This is a genomic window from Roseovarius maritimus (genome assembly GCF_043355895.2).
Lineage (GTDB): Bacteria > Pseudomonadota > Alphaproteobacteria > Rhodobacterales > Rhodobacteraceae > Roseovarius > Roseovarius maritimus.
The window spans coordinates 34,377-53,390 of the sequence record NZ_JBHFPF020000016.1; the positions used below are offsets into that span (position 1 = coordinate 34,377).

At 58.2% G+C, this 19,014-nt stretch carries 14 protein-coding genes and 1 pseudogene; 6 read left to right on the forward strand and 9 right to left on the reverse strand.

All coding sequences use genetic code 11. From position 1 onward, the window contains the following. Nucleotides 1-6: 6 nt before the first annotated feature. Nucleotides 7-774 carry a class I SAM-dependent methyltransferase gene (locus ACEWPM_RS18410; protein WP_393963673.1) on the reverse strand — a complete coding sequence of 256 codons (768 nt, stop codon included), beginning with the start codon at nt 772-774 and terminating at the stop codon, nt 7-9. Nucleotides 775-1,036: 262 nt separating this feature from the next. Between ACEWPM_RS18410 and ACEWPM_RS18415 the strand changes: the two genes are divergently transcribed. The 4 genes and pseudogenes from ACEWPM_RS18415 to ACEWPM_RS18430 form a co-directional block, all read left to right on the forward strand. Then, nucleotides 1,037-2,794 (forward strand): CAP domain-containing protein, encoded by a 1,758-nt coding sequence (locus ACEWPM_RS18415; RefSeq protein WP_393963672.1) that lies wholly within the window; start codon nt 1,037-1,039, stop codon nt 2,792-2,794. A gap of 321 nt (nt 2,795-3,115) precedes the next feature. Continuing rightward, nucleotides 3,116-4,180, forward strand: coding sequence for a GSCFA domain-containing protein (locus ACEWPM_RS18420; protein WP_393963718.1), 1,065 nt, complete (start codon nt 3,116-3,118; stop codon nt 4,178-4,180). Further along, complete coding sequence (locus ACEWPM_RS18425; protein ID WP_393963671.1) at nt 4,177-4,956, forward strand: hypothetical protein; 780 nt, start codon at nt 4,177-4,179, stop codon at nt 4,954-4,956. The genes ACEWPM_RS18420 and ACEWPM_RS18425 overlap by 4 nt, the downstream gene beginning before the upstream one ends. Before the next feature lie 162 nt (nt 4,957-5,118). Next, nucleotides 5,119-5,277: pseudogene (locus ACEWPM_RS18430) on the forward strand (integrase core domain-containing protein); the annotation flags it as partial. Between the two features lie 266 nt (nt 5,278-5,543). Here ACEWPM_RS18430 and ACEWPM_RS18435 read toward each other — a convergent pair. The 6 genes from ACEWPM_RS18435 to ACEWPM_RS18460 form a co-directional block, all read right to left on the reverse strand. Beyond that, nucleotides 5,544-6,368: a hypothetical protein gene (locus ACEWPM_RS18435; protein WP_420768109.1), complete on the reverse strand. Its 825-nt coding sequence runs from the start codon at nt 6,366-6,368 to the stop codon at nt 5,544-5,546. Nucleotides 6,369-6,483: 115 nt separating this feature from the next. After that, nucleotides 6,484-7,863, reverse strand: a complete 1,380-nt coding sequence (locus ACEWPM_RS18440; RefSeq protein ID WP_393964124.1) for an HlyD family type I secretion periplasmic adaptor subunit — start codon at nt 7,861-7,863, stop codon at nt 6,484-6,486. Beyond that, complete coding sequence (locus ACEWPM_RS18445) at nt 7,860-9,626, reverse strand: type I secretion system permease/ATPase (protein WP_393964125.1); 1,767 nt, start codon at nt 9,624-9,626, stop codon at nt 7,860-7,862. Before ACEWPM_RS18445 ends, ACEWPM_RS18440 begins: the two co-directional genes overlap by 4 nt. A 161-nt stretch (nt 9,627-9,787) precedes the next feature. Next, nucleotides 9,788-12,073: a calcium-binding protein gene (locus ACEWPM_RS18450; RefSeq protein WP_393964126.1), complete on the reverse strand. Its 2,286-nt coding sequence runs from the start codon at nt 12,071-12,073 to the stop codon at nt 9,788-9,790. Nucleotides 12,074-12,252: 179 nt separating this feature from the next. Further along, the gene (locus tag ACEWPM_RS18455; protein ID WP_393964127.1) at nt 12,253-12,819 is read right to left on the reverse strand and encodes a hypothetical protein; all 567 of its coding nucleotides are present in this window, start codon (nt 12,817-12,819) and stop codon (nt 12,253-12,255) included. Beyond that, nucleotides 12,816-13,733, reverse strand: a complete 918-nt coding sequence (locus tag ACEWPM_RS18460; protein WP_420768110.1) for a helix-turn-helix transcriptional regulator — start codon at nt 13,731-13,733, stop codon at nt 12,816-12,818. Before ACEWPM_RS18460 ends, ACEWPM_RS18455 begins: the two co-directional genes overlap by 4 nt. A gap of 657 nt (nt 13,734-14,390) precedes the next feature. Between ACEWPM_RS18460 and ACEWPM_RS18465 the strand changes: the two genes are divergently transcribed. Further along, nucleotides 14,391-15,047 (forward strand): helix-turn-helix transcriptional regulator, encoded by a 657-nt coding sequence (locus ACEWPM_RS18465; RefSeq protein ID WP_393963717.1) that lies wholly within the window; start codon nt 14,391-14,393, stop codon nt 15,045-15,047. 27 nt (nt 15,048-15,074) lie between these two features. Here ACEWPM_RS18465 and ACEWPM_RS18470 read toward each other — a convergent pair whose 3' ends face one another. Both ACEWPM_RS18470 and ACEWPM_RS18475 read right to left on the reverse strand, forming a co-directional pair. Then, nucleotides 15,075-16,091, reverse strand: a complete 1,017-nt coding sequence (locus ACEWPM_RS18470; RefSeq protein WP_393963716.1) for a ParB/RepB/Spo0J family partition protein — start codon at nt 16,089-16,091, stop codon at nt 15,075-15,077. Between the two features lie 112 nt (nt 16,092-16,203). Continuing rightward, nucleotides 16,204-17,598: an AAA family ATPase gene (locus ACEWPM_RS18475; RefSeq protein ID WP_393963715.1), complete on the reverse strand. Its 1,395-nt coding sequence runs from the start codon at nt 17,596-17,598 to the stop codon at nt 16,204-16,206. A 416-nt stretch (nt 17,599-18,014) separates the two neighbouring features. Here ACEWPM_RS18475 and ACEWPM_RS18480 point away from each other — a divergent pair, with 416 nt between their 5' ends. Next, nucleotides 18,015-19,007 (forward strand): replication initiator protein A, encoded by a 993-nt coding sequence (locus ACEWPM_RS18480; RefSeq protein WP_393963714.1) that lies wholly within the window; start codon nt 18,015-18,017, stop codon nt 19,005-19,007. The last annotated feature ends 7 nt before the right edge of the window (nt 19,008-19,014 follow it).

Genomic DNA, 19,014 nt, shown 5'->3' on the forward strand with positions numbered 1-19,014 from the left:
AGAGCCTCACATCAGATCCTGCCAGTCGTTCAGCCCTGGCTGCACCGTCAGATTGTCATAGCCGAACCGGCGCACCCGTTTCATCCGGGTGCCGGGATGGTGCGCGCTCAGATAACATTCCACCGCGCCTAGATACGTGTCTAGGCGCGAATAGGAACACAGCAGCAGCTTGTTGCAGGTCACCGCCATGGGCACGAAGGCGAAATCGCGCATCAAGTACATGCGCGCCACCGCCTCCTGCACGCCGGGCCAGTTGGGATTGGTGTAATCATCCACCGCGATGATCCCGTCATTCGAGATCACCGACATGGCAAATTCGATGTCGTTGACCGTGTGGGCGACCTCGTGGCAGCCATCCACACTGAAGAAGCTGAAGGGGCCATGGGCATCGAGCAGGTTCTGCGCATCGCGCTGGCGCAGCGACAGCGAATCCATGCGGATGCAATCGAGCGCCTCCTGCCCAGGACCGTGGGCGTCGAAATTAGCGCGCAGTACATCCATCTTGCCTACCCCGGCCTTGTCGATGTTGAACTCCTGCATGTCGAACACGTCGAGCGCCTGCGCGCGGTTGTCGAGACTGCAGCCAAACGTCTTAGCCAGACCGATCAGGAACTTTCCCTCGTAGACCCCGATCTCGGCCACAGGGCCGTCACCTATACGCTGTGCCAAGGGCCAGATCGTCTGCCACAACTGCGGGATGCACCAGCCCTGAACATCATGGATCCCCGTGGAGAGGTAGTCGTTGAGACGCTCGCGCCTGGCCTCGGTATTCATCGTATTCCTTCACTAACGCAGGAGTCCGGCCCTGATGCGTTTCAGTATGTCAGCCGGGCAAGAGAACACAACTGATATTGGCTCCTGCCCGATCCGGCCAGATAATGCCCAATTTTCGCAAGAATGCGCCGATCTACAGGTCCGCTATGGGCAAGAAACTGCGTAAGCACGTCCCTGCCCCGACATTGCCGCATTTTCTTCTCACACCGCGCGCACTCAGCAGCTATTGCGTCATCACTGTCCCTCTGCCGCCGGAGATCCAATGCCCATTACACAAGCCGAACAATATCTGGTCGAGATGATCAACCGTGCCCGCCTCGACCCTCACGCAGAGGCGGCGCGCTATGGGCTGAACGATCTAAACGACGATCTTTCCGGCAATCCGATCAGCGGCAATCCCCTGCAGCCGCTGGCCCCCGATGCGCAGCTTCACGGCGCCGCCCAGGGACATTCCGAATGGATGTTGGCCAATAACCTATTCAGCCATACTGGCGCGGGGGGATCATCCTCGACGAACCGCATGGTGGAGGCCGGCTATACCCTTGCAGGCTCCTGGCGCACCGGCGAGAATATCGCTTGGACGGGAACGACCGGAACGCTCGATCTGGACAGCGCCATCGCGCAGCATCACGAGGGGCTGTTTCTCAGCGCCGGGCACCGCCGCAACCTGCTCAATGACGATTTTCGCGAAATCGGCATCTCGCAGGTCGAGGGGCGCTTCACCACGTCGAGCTACACCTACAATACCTCAATGCTGACCGAAAACTTCGCCAAATCCGGGTCGAACGTATTTCTGACCGGGGCCGTCTACGAGGATAGTGACAACGACGATTTCTTCAGCATCGGCGAAGGGCGCGACGGTGCGAGCTTTGCCATCGGTAACGCCCAGACCCAAAGTCTGAGCGCGGGCGGCTATACCCTAGAGGTGACGCCAGGGGCGGACAAGCTGGTCACGGTCAGCTACGGCAGCCTGAACGCCACGGTGCGGATCGATCTTGCACAGCAAAACGCCAAGCTCGACCTGGTCGATGGCGACATGCTGCTCAGCTCGGCCGATCTGACCCTCGTCAACGGCGTGACCAAGGCCGGGCTTCTGGGCGCCGGTGATCTGGACCTCTTCGGCAGCAACGCCGGCGACACGCTGACCGGCAACAAAGGTGATAACTTGCTGCATGGCCAATCGGGCGATGACATCCTCGAGGGCCGCGCAGGCAACGATACGCTTTTAGGCGGGGGCCAAAACGACCTGCTGCGCGGCAGCGAAGGACGCGATCGGCTGAACGGGGACGGAGGGTTCGACACGCTCGAGGGTGGCGCCGGGCACGACACGCTCGACGGCGGCAATAACGCCGACAACCTGTTCGGCGATGTCGGCAATGACCGGCTGATGGGCGGGCAAGGGCTGGACCGTCTGTTTGGCGGTAGCGGCAACGACACCCTCGAGGGCGACGCCGACGCGGACCTACTGATGGGCGGCACTCAGGAAGACAGCCTATTCGGCGATGCAGGGGCTGATCGGCTATATGGCGAGGCTGGGTTCGACAGGCTCCGCGGCGGCGACGGCGATGACATGCTGGATGGCGGCGCGCAGGCCGACAACCTCTTTGGCGAAAGCGGCGATGACCTGCTGATGGGTGGTCATGGCTTTGATCGCCTGTTCGGCGATCTGGGCAACGATGTACTGCATGGCGGCGCCAACAATGACGCGCTGCGCGGTGGCGCCGGGTTCGACACAATCCATGGCGGCGACGGCGACGACCTGCTCCAGGGTGATTTCAACGCCGACACCTTCGTTTTTGCCGATGGGTTCGGGAATGACATGATCGTCGATTTCGACGCCCTCAACCGTTTTGAGAAAATTGACCTGCACGGCGTCACCAACATCGTCGATTATGCTGACCTCCGAGGCAACCACATGACCCAGTCCGGATCCGACGTGCTTATCACTGTGGGTAACGACCGGCTGACGCTGAGCCGTGTGGATATGGGGAACCTCGGGATGGATGACTTCTTGTTCTAAAATGAACCGCGTGTTCGCCAGCCCCCTAGCAAGCGAATGCGTGGCCAATTCCTGATCCACACGGCGTTTAGCGCAGTGCCCCGCCCCGTCGCCGGTCCTAACCGGAAATGGCGACGGGGTATCCATAGCAGGGATGAGGCACATAAGGCGTTCAGCCGGCGACCTTGAAGAAAACAAGCCCGTTAACGCCGTGTGCTTCGTGTGCCGCCGAGATAAAACAACATTTTACTGCGAGGTTGATAAGGTACCCCTGTCTTGCTGCCTCAGAGTATTCTGAATTATACTAATAAGCCACTGCCATTCTTATTGCGAAAGTATTTGATGACGTCACCATATCAAGGCCTTCCTAGCCGTGCCTTTTGGCGCACGGCTGTCACAAACCGGGCTCCGACAGAACCAGGTGATATTTACCACCCAAAATTTGGTGTGAACCCATCCGATCGGATTGTGACGGCCGGGAGCTGTTTTGCACAGCACATCGGCAGAGCTCTCAAAGAGGCCCAGTGCACTGTCATTGATACGGAACTAGCACCACGAGCTATCAGTGACACGGTTGCAACTCGGTTTGGTTACAGGATGTACAGTGCGCGCTACGGCAACATCTACACGGTTCGCCAACTCGCCCAGCTATTGAATGAGATGAGAGGCAAAGTTTCTCCAAGCGATCCGGTCTGGCAATGTGGGAACACCTATTTCGATGCACAACGCCCTGCGGTAGAACCAAACGGGCTTGTTTCGGAAACACTAGTACTTGAACATCGTGCAGCCCACCTGAAGAGAGCCTTTATGGCTTTCAAACAGGCAGACGTGTTCGTTTTCACCCTCGGCCTAACTGAAGCTTGGGTGAATCGGTCAGACGGAACGGTTTACCCAACTGCACCTGGTACGATCGCTGGAGAATTTGATCCGGCACGTTTTGCCTTCAAGAATTTTGGCTATGCTGAAATTCTGGAGGATTTTAGGTATGTGAGACATGTCCTGCACAAACTAAATAAGAACATGCGTTTTATACTGACTGTTTCGCCAGTGCCGCTAGCAGCGACGGCCACATCCCAGCACGTAGAAGTGGCCTCTTCCTATTCTAAATCAACTTTAAGAGCCGTCTGCGGTGAACTATTTGAAACCTACGAAGATATTGACTATTTCCCCTCCTACGAAATCATCACTTCCCAAAATTCCCGGGGTGTCTATTACGACGCCAATAAGCGTACGATCTCTCCACTTGGCATCCAAACCGCGATGAACCTATTTCTAAGGGCCCACGAACTTGACCGCAAGCCGGCGGCGTTATCAGAAGTAGACATGGCAACTTCTGAAAGAAGTTCGCAGCGAACTGCGGAAGAAGTTCAGTGCGAAGAGGCTTTACTGGAAGCATTTGCAAGATGAAAATACTTGCTATGGGCACATCGCATACGATTGCTCTAAAGGATAGTTGGGAAGTACTTTCAAGAAACCGCCCCGATCTTCAGGTGTCCTATTTTGTGGCTCCCGACCGTATTTTTCATGAGTTCGGTTATGGCCCAAATGATACGTTTGGGCTGCTTAATCCTGATACTTTGCCGCCGTTCAATCGCAAAATTACTGAACGAATGAACGATACGCTTTCTATCTCGCTTGGAAAATTTGACAAAATTATCGTAGTCGGATTGCATTTCGATCTACGCTATTTATTGAAAATTTTCAAGCACTACGAAATCGAGGGTATGGATACTGTGAACGATCGGCCATTGCTGCTATCTACCGCAGCCTTTCAAGCATTTTCCAAGGACATTATAATACGCTCGCCATCAATGCGATTGCTACAGGGCATCAATCCAGGGAAGACGCTGGTTATTCCGACCGCGCGCGCCAGCCAAGGCGTTTCAACTATTGAAAGTCCGACTGGCAAAGCATGGGAGGCAGTAGAAAAAAGCGCCGAGGGAGCGAGTAAAGTGCTCAACACTTTTTATGACATTTTGGCGCAGGAACTAGCGCAATTGGGCTTTGCCTCCCTTCTACAACCTCCAGACACTATATCTGCCAAAGGGTTAACTCTATTAGACTATAGCGGTGGCAGAAACGGCTTAGAGAAAGATGGCGCCATCACCAAAGATTTTTCTCATTTAAACACTCAGTACGGGGAACGTGTCTGGAATTTGATACTGGAGTGGATAGACGCTTAGGCTCAGGCCCGGCTCTAATGATGTGATCGCCACCCGATGGCATCGACCTGCCAAGGTGGGACTGCGATGATCCACGAAGGAGGACAGTCATGTCGGAGATTATCACGTCCGAGCTCAATCTGGTGAAGAATGTGTTTGAGGTTCACGAGGCAGATGGAGCGGGGCAGCCTCCGCGACGAATTATTGAACGAGGAGATCTTTGATACCCTAGACGACGCCCGCCACAAGCTGGCACTTTGGCGATACGATTACAACGCCGTCAGGCCGCATTCCTTGCTGGGGAACCAGACGCCACTGCAAGCGCGCCGGACGCTTGAGCAATGTCACACCCGCCGATGTCTACTTCGGTCGCGACAAAGCCATTCTGAGAGAAAGGGAAAAGATCAAAAAACAGACAATCCAACAACGCCGCTTGCAACACCAAAAATAAGCAGCACAATCACCCAGACAATCTAACCAGGGCCTCCAACGCTCAACCCGCTCTAGTGCCCCATTTTTATGGCGACGGAAAATCAGACATGACCCCGCTCCGCTTTCGGAGCCGTGAATCACGAAGCGCTTATGAAATCAATGGGTTCAGACTGCAATCAGCCTCCTGATGGCTGAAACCTCTTTACGAAGGCATCAAAGGTTTTTTCGGCATCTGGGACCAAGGGCAACATCGTCTCGGGGAAGAATCGTTCGCAGCGCGCATACACATATTCGTCCAACCAGCAAAGCTGAACCAGTTTTTCGATAATCACCTGCCGAGAGGCGCCAAGAGGGGTCGGGAGGGTCTCCTTACTCCTATTATGATGCTCGATAGTAATCTCATCCGCATCAATAAACTTTGAAAATATCTTCATTTGTTGTGAGAGTTGCCCCCCCCCCAGCACCATATCGAACCGCCTCAGTGCCCTGTCTATCTTTTTCTGAACGATCGGGTTTTCATCCATCATGGTCACCCCTTTCGAAGCAACATTGATGATTTCCTTTTCGGAAAAAACATCTCTACCCAGTGAGATCAGAAATTGTGCGGGCGTAGCAGTATCCAGATGCTCAGAGAGGGTGATGTGCTTGTAAGGTTCCAAGTGGGGCCGCCGCGCAAGAATCTTCGGATCATGAGCGCGCCCTACATTGTAGGTATAACGTGAGAGTGCAGCCGCGTAAGGATCGCGGAGCACCGTAAAGATCATATTGCGCCCTAGATCCTGCATATCCGAATATGTGATATGACCCGACAGGAAGGGTACAGCACGCGCAAGCCGGTACGAAACGTGATGTCGAATCACATCATGTGGACCCCATGCCTCGTTTTCATTGCGTAGGTGTGCGATATGAAAGCTTTCCATACCGAACGCAGCAAAGATCGCGTTGGCGACAGACGTGCCACCGCATTTCGGCACATGTACGAATCCAAGCCGCAGCGACATATTTCTCCCTTGCCATCACCCCGCGCCGTTACTCACGACTAACGCCAAGGTAGTATCCCAGCCGGTTCAATACATCGAGCCTGCCAGCTAAGTTTTATAGTCAGGTCGCCCCCCCTCAGTTACCGCCTTCCGTCAGCCCCGTCTCGAGTCCGCCCAAGACCGGGTTGAGCATGTAGTCCACCAATGTCTGCTCGCCGGTTTCCAGCATCACCTGGGCCGGCATCCCTGGCTGGACATGGACGCCCGGCAAGGCTGCGAATTCGCTATCAGGCACCTTGATGTCCACCCGGTAGAATTGTGCGCTCGTATTGGCATCGGTAAAGCTGTCGCCCGAAACATAGACCACCTCCCCCGTCACCGGAGCAGTGGTGCGGAAGCTGTAGGCCGTCAGGCGCACCCGCGCGGTCTGGCCCAGCACCACCTCGTCGACATCGGCAGGGCGTACCTGCGCCTCGATGACGTATTCCACGTCCTCCGGCACGATTTCGAGCAGAACCTGGCCAGGCTCGATGACCTCGCCCAGGGTGTTGATGTTCAGCCCCAGCACCTGCCCCGAGGCAGGGGCAGTGATGGCCAAACGTTCCTGCACGTCTTTCATGGCACTCATCCGCTGGCGGATATCGAACAGCCGATCCTGTACGGACTGACGGTTCGCCGCGATTTCCAGCAGCTGATCCCGGCGCACCTGAAGGATGCGCTGTTCGACTTCGGATCGCCGCTGACGCAGATCCATCAGGTCGGCTTCGGTCTTGCCGATATCACCGAATACCGCGATCTCGTCCTGGCGGCGGCGGGTGAAACGGCTTTTCGTGGTCAGCCCCTGGTCGAAGAGCTGTTTCAGGTCCCTGACGTCTTCCTCGATCAGCGCCTGTTGCTTGACCAACGCGTCATGCCGCGACGTCAGGCCGACGATTTGTTCGTCAAGCTGGCCCAGACGCTCTTTCAGGATGCTGATCTGGCCTTCGTTCATCTCGATATTGGAGTCGAAAATATCGCGCTGGTTCTCTTCGACGACCCCCAGCGAAGGATCGGCGGCGATCAGGGCGCGCAGTTCTCCCTCCGGCTCGAAGGTCTTGGCGTTCTTGTACTCGGCCGCCAGCCGCTGATCCTGCGCCAAGGCGCTGGCAAGCTGGCCGGTCAGGATCCCGATTTGCGCCTCGGATCGGGTGCCGTCGAGGGCTATGAGCACATCCCCCTTCTCAACCCGGTCGCCCTCGCGAACCCTCAGGTCCCGCACGATGCCACCTTCGAAATGCTGGACAACAAGCGTGTCGCCATCCACCTTGAACGAGCCCATGGCAACCACGGCGCTGGTCATCGGCGCCAGGGCGGCCCAGGATCCGACACCGCCCACCAGGCCAAAGCCCAGCAGGAACAGCACCAGGATCAGATGACGCACCCGCGTCGGAGGCGCCTTGGGCAATTTCAAATTCGGCATCCTGTTGGAAAACGCCACTTCGGAGGGCATACGCTCGATCAGATCACGGCGGCTCATGCTGTTTCCTCCTTGGCATCTGCTTCGGTTCTGGTGGATGTGCCGGCCCGGGACCGTTTGAACATGGCCACCTTGCCGGATCCGTCTTCGCTGGTCTGGGCCGCGAGCGGCTGGACCATCGCCTCCAGCACTTCCTTGGCCGGGCCAAACCGAGCCAGCCGGCCCTGCTGTACCACGGCCGCATGACTGACGCGGCGCAGAATGCTCATCCGGTGAGTGATCAAAATGACGATCTTGCCCAGGTCTGTCGCTGCTTCGATCCCCTGTGCCAGCGCCTCTTCACCCTCGGGGTCGAGGTTGGCATTGGGCTCGTCCAGCACGATGATCCGGCGGTCGCCGAAAAAGGCCCGCGCCAAGCCGATGCGCTGGCGCTGGCCGGCAGACAGCAACTCGCCGCGCATGCCGACATCGGCATTATAGCCGCCCGGCAGGTTCAGGATCAGCTCGTGAACCCGGGCCAGCTTGGCTGCGGCCACCACTTCGGAGGGGGCCGCATTGGGGTTCATCATCGCGATGTTCTCGGCAACGGTCCCCGCGAACAGCTCGACCCGCTGTGGCAGGAAGCCGATATAGCGGCCCAACTGCTCGGTGGGCCAGTCCGACATCGCCGCGTCGTCGAGCCGGATATGTCCGCGCACCAGCGGCTGCAGACCCACCAGCGCGCGCGCCAGCGTGGTCTTGCCCGCACCGGACGGGCCGATGATGCCCAGCGACTGGCCGGGCTCGAGCTTGAAATTGATATCCAGCAGCAGCGGATCCTGACGCCCCGGCACGACCACGGTCGCGCCCTCGACCGAGAGGTGACCCTCGGGTTCGGGCAGTTCCATGCGCTCGCGCTCGACCTGCATGACAGCCAGCAATTCGTTCAGGCGGCGCACCGCCAGCCGCACCTGCATCAGCGACCGCCAGCCGGCGATCGATTGCTCGACCGGGGCCGCGGCGCGGCCCAGCAGGATCGAGGTGGCGATCATCACGCCGGGCGAGATTTCCCCCTGCAGAACCAGCAGCACACCAATGCCCAGAACCGCAATCTGCAGCGCCATGCGCACCAGTTTGGCCAGCGAGGTCATCAGCGCCACGCGGTCCGTGGCCAGCGTGCCGAAAACCATGGCCGAGAAGGTCTGGAGCGTCCAGCGCTCAATCTGGATGCGGCCCGTGCCCATGGCCCGCACCGACTCGGCGTTGCGCAGCATCTCGTCGACGGTCATGTTGGCTTCGTGGCTGGCCTCGTCGGCCGCCTGGTTCGGCTCGCGTCCAGTCAGTTCGCTGACGACGCCAAGTGCGAAGAGGATCGCGATGCCGATCGTGGCCACGATGCCCAGCAGCGGGTGGAATGCAAAAATCAATAGCAGAAACGCGACCGACCATGGCGCATCCAGGAGCGCAATGAAGGCCGGACTGGTCACGAAACGGCGCACCTCGTGCATGTCGTGGACCGGCTGCGTGCCTTTGGTGTCGGTTGCGGAATATCCCTTGAGGATCCCGTCCAGGACGGTCGGGCCCAGCCGCGCTTCGATGCGGGTGCCCAAACGCGCCACGAGGCGCTGGCGGATCATGTCGAAGAGAAAGAAAAAGATCAGCGCGATGGCTGCACCGATGGTGAGCATCACCAGGGTGGATGTGCTTCCCGAATTCATGACCCGGGAAAACAGTTGCAGCATGTACAAGGGTGCCGTGAGGACCAGAAGATTGACAAACATGCTCGCCACGAAAATGGCGGTTAGCAGGCTGCGTTGGCCGTCAAATACTTTGCGCGTCTTCATCAGTGACCCCCCGGTACACAAAAACAGACTTGAACGTTCTTCACCTCTGTTTGGCGCCCTGGCCCAAAAAACGGGTACGGCCGGGGGACCATAAGTGAATCTCGAACCAGGACTGGAAAACCCCCGGCCCACCAAGGCGGACCGGGGATCCTCGTTCCGGTTTAGACGATCACCAGATCAACTGCCTCGTAGAGGTAGTTACCCTGCGAGAAGGAGTTCATCCCCACGCCGGGACCATCGCCAAACTCGTTGCCGAAGTGGCCGAAGAAATCGCCGAAGCCGTCGGTGTCTGCGGTCACGCCTTGCAGCAGGATCGACTGTGCACCGCTGACCTGAATGGCAGTGTTGGTACCGTTGTCGGACACAGAGATTGCTGTGTTCAGGAACTGGAACAGCTCTGTGTCGTTCTCGTCGATATTGCCTGTCAAGTCGTGGACGCGGAACGTGAGGACATCTCCGCCTTCGAAGCTGAAGTCAGTCACGACATCATTGCCGAACTCCGAATTGAAGCCACCGTTGCTGTGGAAAATATCGACCACGAAGATGTCCTTGCCGGCACCACCGGTCAGGATGTCGTCGCCGTCGCCACCGATGAGGATGTCGTTGCCGGAACCACCGTCAAGTTCATCATCGCCGTCACCGCCGTCCAACTCATCGTCGCCGGCGTTGCCGAACAGCATGTCGTTGTCCGAACCACCGAAGATGCAGTCGTCACCATAGCCACCCGACAGCACATCCTCACCGGAGTTGCCATAGAGCTTGTCGTCGCCGTCGTCACCATTGATGGTGTCGTCGCCGCTTTCGCCAAAGATGTAGTCGTCATCGGCACCGCCATGGATCACATCGTCGCCGTCACCGCCAAAGATGATGTCGTCGCCATCGTTGCCGTAGAGGGTGTCGTTGCCGTCACCACCGAAGATATTGTCGTTGCCGTCACCACCATAGATCACGTCGTTGCCGTCGTTGCCAGCCAAGGTGTCATCGCCATCATTGCCGTAGATGGTGTCGTTGCCGTCTTCACCAAAGACCTTGTCGTTGCCGTTGCCGCCGGTGATGCTGTCTTCACCGGTGCCGCCAAAGATGCAGTCATAGCCGTCGCCACCATTAATGGTGTCGTCGCCACTGTTGCCAAACAGACGGTCATAGCCGTCTTCGCCCTCGATGAGGTCATCGCCAGTGCCACCGGAGATCCAGTCACCGCCGTTGCCACCGAAGAGCTCGTCATCGTCGCCTTCGCCGAAGATCACGTCCCAGCCGTCGCCGCCACGAATGACGTCACAGCCTTCGCCACGATCCGGTGCAGGCTCGGACTGCTCGGGGCAGTAGTCGTAGCCCTGGGTGTGCTGGGCAGTGTCGCCGTGCAGTTCCATCAGACCACCAGCAGCCGAAGCCGTGTAGGTGCAGGACCAGTCGATCTTCGAACCTTTGGCCTGGTCACCATAGATCAGGTCGTGACCGGAGCCGCCCAGCATGAAGTCGTCGCCGGAACCGCCGCGCATGACGTCGGCCTCCTCGTCGCCGTTCATGGAGTCGTCGGCAGCGCCGCCGTCCATGGTGTCGCGACCACGACCACCGAACATCAGATCTTCGCCGGATTCGCCGAACATGCCGTCACGGCCTGCGCCGCCATCCATGGTATCGTTACCGGTACCACCGAACATGCAGTCGTCACCGCCCGGGTAGATCTTGTTCTTGCCGCTCCAAGTGTCGGAGCCGACATCCAGATCGGTCAGTTCGCCCTGACGCAGGTCGCCGTACATCTCGTCGTCGCCGGAGCCGCCGATGACAAGGTCGTCGCCCATGCCGCCGGTCATGCGGTCATCACCGCTTTCACCGTTCATGCGGTCATTGCCCTGGTTGCCGTACATGGTGTCGTCGTCTGCACCGCCCCACATGCAATCGTCGCCGCCTTCGCCGGCCATGCAGTCGTCGCCGTTGCCGCCGTACATGATGTCGTCGCCGTCATCCTTCGAGTATTCGTCAGCATCGTCGCCAAACATGTTGTCGTCGCCGTCGCCACCGACCATGAAGTCGTCGCCTTCGCCGCCGAGCAGGGTGTCGTCACCATTCTCGCCGTTGACGTAGTCGTTGCCGGTACCGCCGTCGAGGTAGTCCTCGCCGTCGACTTCGGGTGCGAGCGTGCCTTGGCTGTTGCCGCCGAATAGCAGGTCGCTGTCAGCGCCGCCAAGGATCTTGTCATCCCCGCCGCCACCTTTGATTTCGTCGCAGCCTTCTTCGCCTTCGAGCTTGTTGTTGTCACCGTTACCGTAGATCAGGTCGTCACCCGCAGCGCCCTTGGCGTTGTCAGCTGAGCCGATCAGGTTCAGGTTGATCAATTCATCACCGTTCGAGCCCGAGACTGTTGCGCCGTTGTTGCCCGCTTCTTTGGACAGATCAACTTCACACTCCGGATCGCATTCGACCCATGGTTCTGGTCTGGTAGCCATGATTAATTCCCCCTAGGAATTTACGGAGTCCGCTTTCAGAAAATTGCTGTTCTGAAGGCCGCTCCGGGAAATGCCGCTAAATCGGCGGTTTGCAAAAGACGCCTCACACGCCTCCCGAATTCAGTGGACGACAAAAGCTGCCTTAAAAATGCCCCCATTTGGGGACAAATTTGCCTAAATCATCCAAGTGCGGTCGACAAAACGGAAACAATCTGTTTCGCAAGTCCGGACAATTCGGTGTGGAACGCGACCCCCAATGCCAAGCCAGCAGTCAAAATAACGCCAGTCCAGAACATCTGCCGCCCCAGACGACGCTTGGGCATTGCCCGTTCGGCCACCACATCCGCCATCGCCTTTCGCAGCACCGGCTCGAACTCGATCCTGAGGGCCCCTTCCATCCGGTTGACCGCATCCTCCAGCGTATCGATTCGGGCAGTCAGTTCCTTGCGGTCATCAGCACCCTTTTTGGTGATGGTCTCGCCCACCGCCTGGCTGAGGGTCTGAAGCATCTGCACGATCCGCTTGTGCAGCTCGGTCAGATCGCCGCGCCGCGCCAACCCGTCTTCTTGCGACATCAGGAACTTGTGAATCATCTGCACGTCCGCTGCCGTCAATTGCGGTTTGGATGGCTGAGACGGCTTCGGGGCCTTGGCTGCCGGATCGTCCGGCGCCAATTTCGGCGGATTATCGGAGTCGGTCATATGTTTCAGGATATCGGGCGGGATATTCGAAATCATCTGATTCATGACGCTCTCCCCAATGATCCCTGCCATGTCAGCATGTTCACCATTTCGGCGCGGCAACCCACGTCCAGTTTGGAGAGCACACGCTTGGCGTAAGTGTTGAAGGTCTGTTCCTTGATTCCGGCAATATGCGCCGCCTCGCGATTGGCAAGGCCCAGCTGCATCAGTGCCGCAACGCGTGCCTCTACCGGGGTCAGACCCATCTTCTGGGCCAGCATCTCGATCCGCTTGCGGTCGGGCTGGCGTGGAATCAGGGCCGCGATCAAAGGCTCGGAATGGCCGGGATCGTCGTAACGGGACAAGGCGACCGGAACACGCGAGCGCCGGCCCTTGTGGCTCAGGCACATGATCAGGTCCGCACCTGGCTTGTCTCCTTTGCCCCCAGTCAAGCACTCCTTGAGGCCCCGACGCAGCGCCTTCGTCTCGGACGGATCGGCACAGCATAGCATGCCGGAATCCTCGGTTAGCACGACCCTCATATCCAGCAGATCACGGCCGGATTCGTTGGTTTGAAGGATCGTCCCTTCTGCGTCCAACACGATAACGGCCGCGTCGAATTTCTTGGCCGCCATCCATGTCAGGGCTCCGGCCGCAGCTTCGGTTTTGGGATGCCCGACCTCACTCAGGCAATCTTCGCGCAGAACAGGCCAGATTGCGGACAAAACGCTTTCGACATGCGTATCGAAACTGCCGCCACTCAGATAAATTGCTATATGGTCCTCGGAGCCGTTCTCGAACCGGCACGCAAAGCGCTGCCAGCCCTCGCCCCGACATGCCGCGGGCAGCGTCACGGGACATTCCCCAATATCGGCATGGCGGCCAAAAGCCACCATCGCCCCCGGCGCCGCATCGATCCGGCGCGCACGCCGCTCCGCGGATTGGCGGTTGTTGAGCGATGTGTCCGGCAGCGTCTGCAATGGCAGGCAGAATCCACCGGCATCTATGTGGACAAAAACGGTATCGCTCAGTGAAGAAAGATTCCGTCTAAGAATGTTTGAAAATTGAAAAACGCCCGCCAAAATGGCGGTTCCATCGTAAGCACCCATACTATCCCCCGGTGTTACCCACCTAGCCCTTGGGTTTTAGCACAGGCGGGGGGGGGCATCAGCAACTCATCAGGCGTAACTCGGGTGGCGTTGTTTTCTCCTTCTACTTCGAAAACGTCAGGAAAAGTTACGTCACTAGTACCTGATGATTACATCATAAGCTGTATCAAATACCTCTAAAACTACTCTAAAGTTGAGCACGACTCACGTCAATCAACTCAAAGCATCGGCAGCAGGTTTTGGAAAATATTTGTTTCGACACTTGTCCGAAGCTTTGCAAGAAACTGAATCTAAACGATTTTCCTCGTGATCTTCAACGTTACAGCAGATCATGACACGGCATTGCGGCAGTTTTGCGGCGTAAATTTTACCAAACAACTTCAAAGAATTTTGTGCAATTCGTATTATTTGTCATAATGTCCGGTAGAGGATTTTATCAAGCATGTCGATTTGACTCGGCGAAGCTTCGCCTAAAGCTTGCCTTTGGTTATTAAGAGTAATTGTAAGTTTGCCGCCGAGGTGGTTTGTATGAGTGTCATATTTGTAAGTGAAAACAAAATGTTGCAGAACATGCTGCAAAAGGCATGTGAAGATCGGAAATGCGAGGATTTCACGTCATATGAGACGATCGAGGACATCCCCGCACTTCTGGCGGACTGCATCGTCCTTCTGCATGTAACGGCATCTCCGGAACAGGCCGCTCAGCAGATCGAAGCGCTGCAAGCCCGCAAGGATGACGTCCGGATCATACTCTTGGCGCGTGAAAAGCTGACCGACAAGCTTCGGGCCAACCTTGCCGCCCAGACACATGCTATCATTCCCGAGAACAACAGCATCGAGACGCTGATCGGCGCCATTATTGTGGTTCAGCACGGGTACCGGATCAGCAGGGATGACTGTTCGGCAAAACCAGTGGCCAGGAAGCAAGCTGACGGCACGACTTTCACCCTGAATGACATCAAAGGTCTGGGCCTTGTTCAATCTTCGGAAGAGGCCCTCTTGTCGAACCGAGAGCGCTGCATTCTTGCCCGGTTGAGCAAAGGGGGGTCCAACAAGGACATCGCCAACGACCTTGGGATTCAAGAGGCCACCGTCAAGGTGCATTTGCGCGCATGCTACCGCAAGATCGGAGCGCGCAACCGGACTCAAGCAGCTGTATGGGCGGTGGAGCGTCTGCAGGTGTAATGTTTCGCGTGCGAAACAATCGGCAGATCAGGTTGCGGTATCGAGCCATGCCCTCAGCCGGGCGGACAACTCCTCCGTAACGCCCTTCCCGCTCAGGACGAGGGTCGATCCCGACCACGACACCTGGATGTCTCCCCTGCCCTGCTCTGCCCGCCTTTTCCGCTTCGGTCGATCCGGCTTTGCCAATTGGCCTGCGCTCGCGCCCAGCAGATCAATCAGGCACCGTTGCTCAGCCTCTGCCGTGCCCGGAGCTCTGGCAGCCAGCTCGGCCCTGAGGCGCGCAACATTTTCCGGATCAGCCTCCAACATCTTGCTCAGTCGCAGACCCAGGCGCTCGGGAATGGCACCGGAGAATTGCAACACATCATCGAGGGCATGATAGATCGGCAGGAAGGATCTGATCTTGGATCTCTTGGCGCGGCTCGCCGTGGCGAAAAGCGCCAGCAGCGCTTTTTTCTCATCCGGATACACCTTCTCTTCGACGGCCTTGGCCGCGATACGGGCGCGTTCGTAATAGCTCAGGCCGACCCGGATCTCGTTCTCTTCGACCATCGCCTGATAGGCGACGGCAGCCGTCTCTGGTCTGCGCAGGACGCCCAGCACTGCGCCGAATTGCTCGTCTCCTGTGTCTTTCTTGAGGCGGCGCAGGGCCGTCAACCGCCGCCAACCCGAAATCAGGCCAAAGCGTCCGGAGGGCAGTTCGACCAGCTCGACCGGTGTCTGCTGACCACGGGACCGGAGGCTCTCCATCAAGGCCTGCATATCCTCGTCACTCTGGTCGATCCGGTCTCTGACCAGATAGCCATCCTCAATCTGGTCCTCCGGGATGGACTGGATCAGGCGTCCCGCCGCGCGCGCCTCTCGCATCTGGTCGGCCATTTCCTCAAGGGCAGCGGCTGTTGCGGCGTCTCCTGCAATCTGGCTGATGGGCGCGCGCACTCGCGCCGAAGTCGTTGCCAAGGGCGAAAAGGACGTCGTTTCGGGAGCCGCGTCGGGATGTGCCCTATCGGGTTCCGCCGGGGTCAGTCGCTTGCGTTTTGCCATGACATTCTCCTTGACTGATATGCGGATTAGAGACGCATATCCAGATAATTCTTCGCCCTATCAGGGCCAAAAGCAACGCACATGTTTCGCATGCGAAACATGTGCCTTCCGGTCATGCCACTGGCTCCACATTGCTCGAGGTCTCCATGGCCAGCTCTTCGCGGCGCCACGTTCCTAGTAGCAGACGCTTGAATGCCGCGTATGTCGCGTCGAATGTTTCGCGCCCGCGCACATAAGTCTCTCGATTGAAATCGCGGTAATCCGCTTCGTAGATGCCAGAGACCTGCTCCCCGGCCTGGCCGATCAACGCAGTGAACCCTTGACGGTGCGGGCTGAGCGCGGAGCCGAGATAGGTCTGCATCAGGCTGGCCAGTTCGGCCTGCTGGGCACCGTCATAGCGTGTGATGACCGCGCGCACGGCGTCCCATTCGAAGGCCATCCCATCCTTGCCCAAGGCGCGGGCCGCGACATTCTCGCCATCCTCGATCGACTGGAAGGTGGAATGCAGCATATCGAAGAACCGGCCCGTCGAGTCGAACTCGAGAAAACTGGCCCCAAGCGGGACAAGCAAGATATCCGCGGCGGCCAGTCCGTTGATCGTCAGGTATCCGAGGGCAGGGGGGGTATCCAGAAAGACCAGGTCGTATTGATCCAGGACCCCGGCATCGGCCAACATGTCACTGAGCGCATCCCAGAGCTTCCACGAGCGCCCCTGCATGCGCCAGACCGGGATCTGAAACTCGGCCCAATAGAGATTGAGCTGCGAGCCGATCAGATCGATATTCGGCCAGTGGGTTGGCTGGATCAGATCCGCTACCTTCGTCTTGAGGGCTTCGTCAAGCGTGTCGTCGATTGGGATGGGAGCCTCACCACGATCTATCCGGCCTTGGTTCTGGCCCTGGACGTGACGGGCGTAATGCTGCGCCAGAAGCGGAAAAACCGTCTGCCATTCATCGGCCACGCGGCCGCCGAAAATACTGGTCATCGAGCCTTGGCTATCGAGGTCGATCACCAGCACGTTGTAGCCGTCCAGCGCGGCGGACATCGCGAGATGCGCGCAGGTGGATGTCTTGCCGACCCCGCCCTTGAAGTTGGCGACGGCCGTGATCTTGGCCGGCACGCCTTTGGGACGGTAGGGCAGGTACTCCTTGGCCTTGGAGCCCTCGGCACCGAAATGGGCCCGCAGGCGCAGAACGTCGTCGAGGGAAAACCACTTGGCGCCGCCCTCTGTTTCGGACCGGCCTTGCGGAAGGTCCGGGTTCTGCTTGAGCACACGGCGGAAATGAGCAGTGGCGACGGGGATCAGGTAGCGGGTGATTTCCCAAGTCGAGAGCAGTCGCAGCTTCTTGCGCCCGTCTTCTTCGAGACCCCGCCCTGCCAGATCGTTGCGCCCACGCGAACAAGCTTGGGCAAGATCCGCGAAGCCCGATGTCGTCATGGGGTGCCCGAGCTCGGAGAGCGCTGCATCTGGAGAGATGTTGAAATAGGGGGGCTGATCCGCTGCCATTCGATCCATCCATGTTAGCTGTTTTCGCAAGCATACACGAAAAGACCGCACGTGGAAGATGGATGCGCACATCCTGTCATTTTCTAAGCAAATACGACGGTGTCGAGAGCTGCGGTTCGTTTGATATTGGTTCCGGCAATATTTTTTTAAGTTAGATATCAGTTATATAGTAGTTACGAAAAAATGGCTATTGGAAAAAATGTTTTATTTCAATGATTTGCAGCTCTTTGCTGTAGACCGCATGACTCCGAACCCACGATAGGGCGACTCTGATCCCCCGTTCGAATGACTCCGAACCCACGTTCAGGTCGCTGGACGGAGCCTGTGGATAAATCTAGGGTGGCGTCAATGAAACCACGAACCGATTCACGCCTCATGAGGGATCGGACGTGCGGCACGAGCGACAGGACAGCTTGATGAACACGCCCCTCCTTCCGGATCGGCATCCGACGGCGGATTTTTTCGTCTGCGATATCTTCGATGCATTGCCCAAGGATGATCTGGCCTCGATGGAGCATCCGCTGTTCTCTTTGTCGACCCGGCCTGACCGTTCGGTGCTGAAATACGTCCATAACGACGTGACGGTCGAGGTTACGCCCTCGGTGAAGGGTAGGGCGACGATCCATGACAAGGATATCCTGATCTATTGTGTCAGTCAGGTGATGGCGGCGATGAATGCCGGGCGCAAGGTGGCGCGCACCCTGCATCTTCGGGCCCATGATCTGATGATCGCGACCAACCGCGAGACGTCGGGGGACAGCTATCGCCGCCTGCGCGAGGCGTTCGAGCGGCTGGCAGGTACGCGAATCACCACCAATATCGTGACCGGTGAGACGGAGACCACCGCCGGTTTCGGTCTGATCGAAAGCTGGCAGATCGAGCGGCGCAGCCGGGGCGGGCGCATGATCAGCGTTCAGGTGACGCTGTCGGAATGGATCTGGCGCGCGGTCATGGCGAAATCGGTTCTCACGCTGAACCGCGACTATTTCCGTCTGCGCCGTCCGCTCGAGCGGCGCATCTACGAGCTGAGCCGCAAGCATTGCGGGCGCCAGTCCGAATGGCGCGTGTCGGTCGAGACCCTTTGCAAGAAATCCGGATCCGCCAGCCCGCGCCGGGTGTTTCGCGCCATGCTGCGCGAGATGATCGCGCGCGACAACCTGCCCGACTATCAGCTGGAGGAAGAGCCGGGTGACATCGTGCGGGTGACGCCGCGCCGGATCGTCATCGAGGGGATGGATGCCCCGATCCTGTCGCCCGATGCGATGGAGGAGGCCCGCAGGCTGGCGCCGGGCATGGATGTATATGCGCTGGCCGAGGAGTGGCGGCACTGGTGGGCCGTCTCGGGGCGGACCCGGTTGCGTGCGCCAGACAAGGCCTTTCTGGGCTGGGTCAAGAAGCGCGCCAATTAGAGACTGA

What these genes read in the sequence shown, in the direction of transcription:
- ACEWPM_RS18410 (WP_393963673.1), bottom strand. Translation starts at nt 774, where the DNA reads ATGAATACCGAGGCCAGGCGCGAGCGTCTCAACGACTACCTCTCCACG.
- ACEWPM_RS18415 (WP_393963672.1), top strand. Translation starts at nt 1,037, where the DNA reads ATGCCCATTACACAAGCCGAACAATATCTGGTCGAGATGATCAACCGT.
- ACEWPM_RS18420 (WP_393963718.1), top strand. Translation starts at nt 3,116, where the DNA reads ATGACGTCACCATATCAAGGCCTTCCTAGCCGTGCCTTTTGGCGCACG.
- ACEWPM_RS18425 (WP_393963671.1), top strand. Translation starts at nt 4,177, where the DNA reads ATGAAAATACTTGCTATGGGCACATCGCATACGATTGCTCTAAAGGAT.
- ACEWPM_RS18435 (WP_420768109.1), bottom strand. Translation starts at nt 6,368, where the DNA reads ATGTCGCTGCGGCTTGGATTCGTACATGTGCCGAAATGCGGTGGCACG.
- ACEWPM_RS18440 (WP_393964124.1), bottom strand. Translation starts at nt 7,863, where the DNA reads ATGAGCCGCCGTGATCTGATCGAGCGTATGCCCTCCGAAGTGGCGTTT.
- ACEWPM_RS18445 (WP_393964125.1), bottom strand. Translation starts at nt 9,626, where the DNA reads ATGAAGACGCGCAAAGTATTTGACGGCCAACGCAGCCTGCTAACCGCC.
- ACEWPM_RS18450 (WP_393964126.1), bottom strand. Translation starts at nt 12,073, where the DNA reads ATGGCTACCAGACCAGAACCATGGGTCGAATGCGATCCGGAGTGTGAA.
- ACEWPM_RS18455 (WP_393964127.1), bottom strand. Translation starts at nt 12,819, where the DNA reads ATGAATCAGATGATTTCGAATATCCCGCCCGATATCCTGAAACATATG.
- ACEWPM_RS18465 (WP_393963717.1), top strand. Translation starts at nt 14,391, where the DNA reads ATGAGTGTCATATTTGTAAGTGAAAACAAAATGTTGCAGAACATGCTG.
- ACEWPM_RS18470 (WP_393963716.1), bottom strand. Translation starts at nt 16,091, where the DNA reads ATGGCAAAACGCAAGCGACTGACCCCGGCGGAACCCGATAGGGCACAT.
- ACEWPM_RS18475 (WP_393963715.1), bottom strand. Translation starts at nt 17,598, where the DNA reads ATGGCAGCGGATCAGCCCCCCTATTTCAACATCTCTCCAGATGCAGCG.
- ACEWPM_RS18480 (WP_393963714.1), top strand. Translation starts at nt 18,015, where the DNA reads ATGAACACGCCCCTCCTTCCGGATCGGCATCCGACGGCGGATTTTTTC.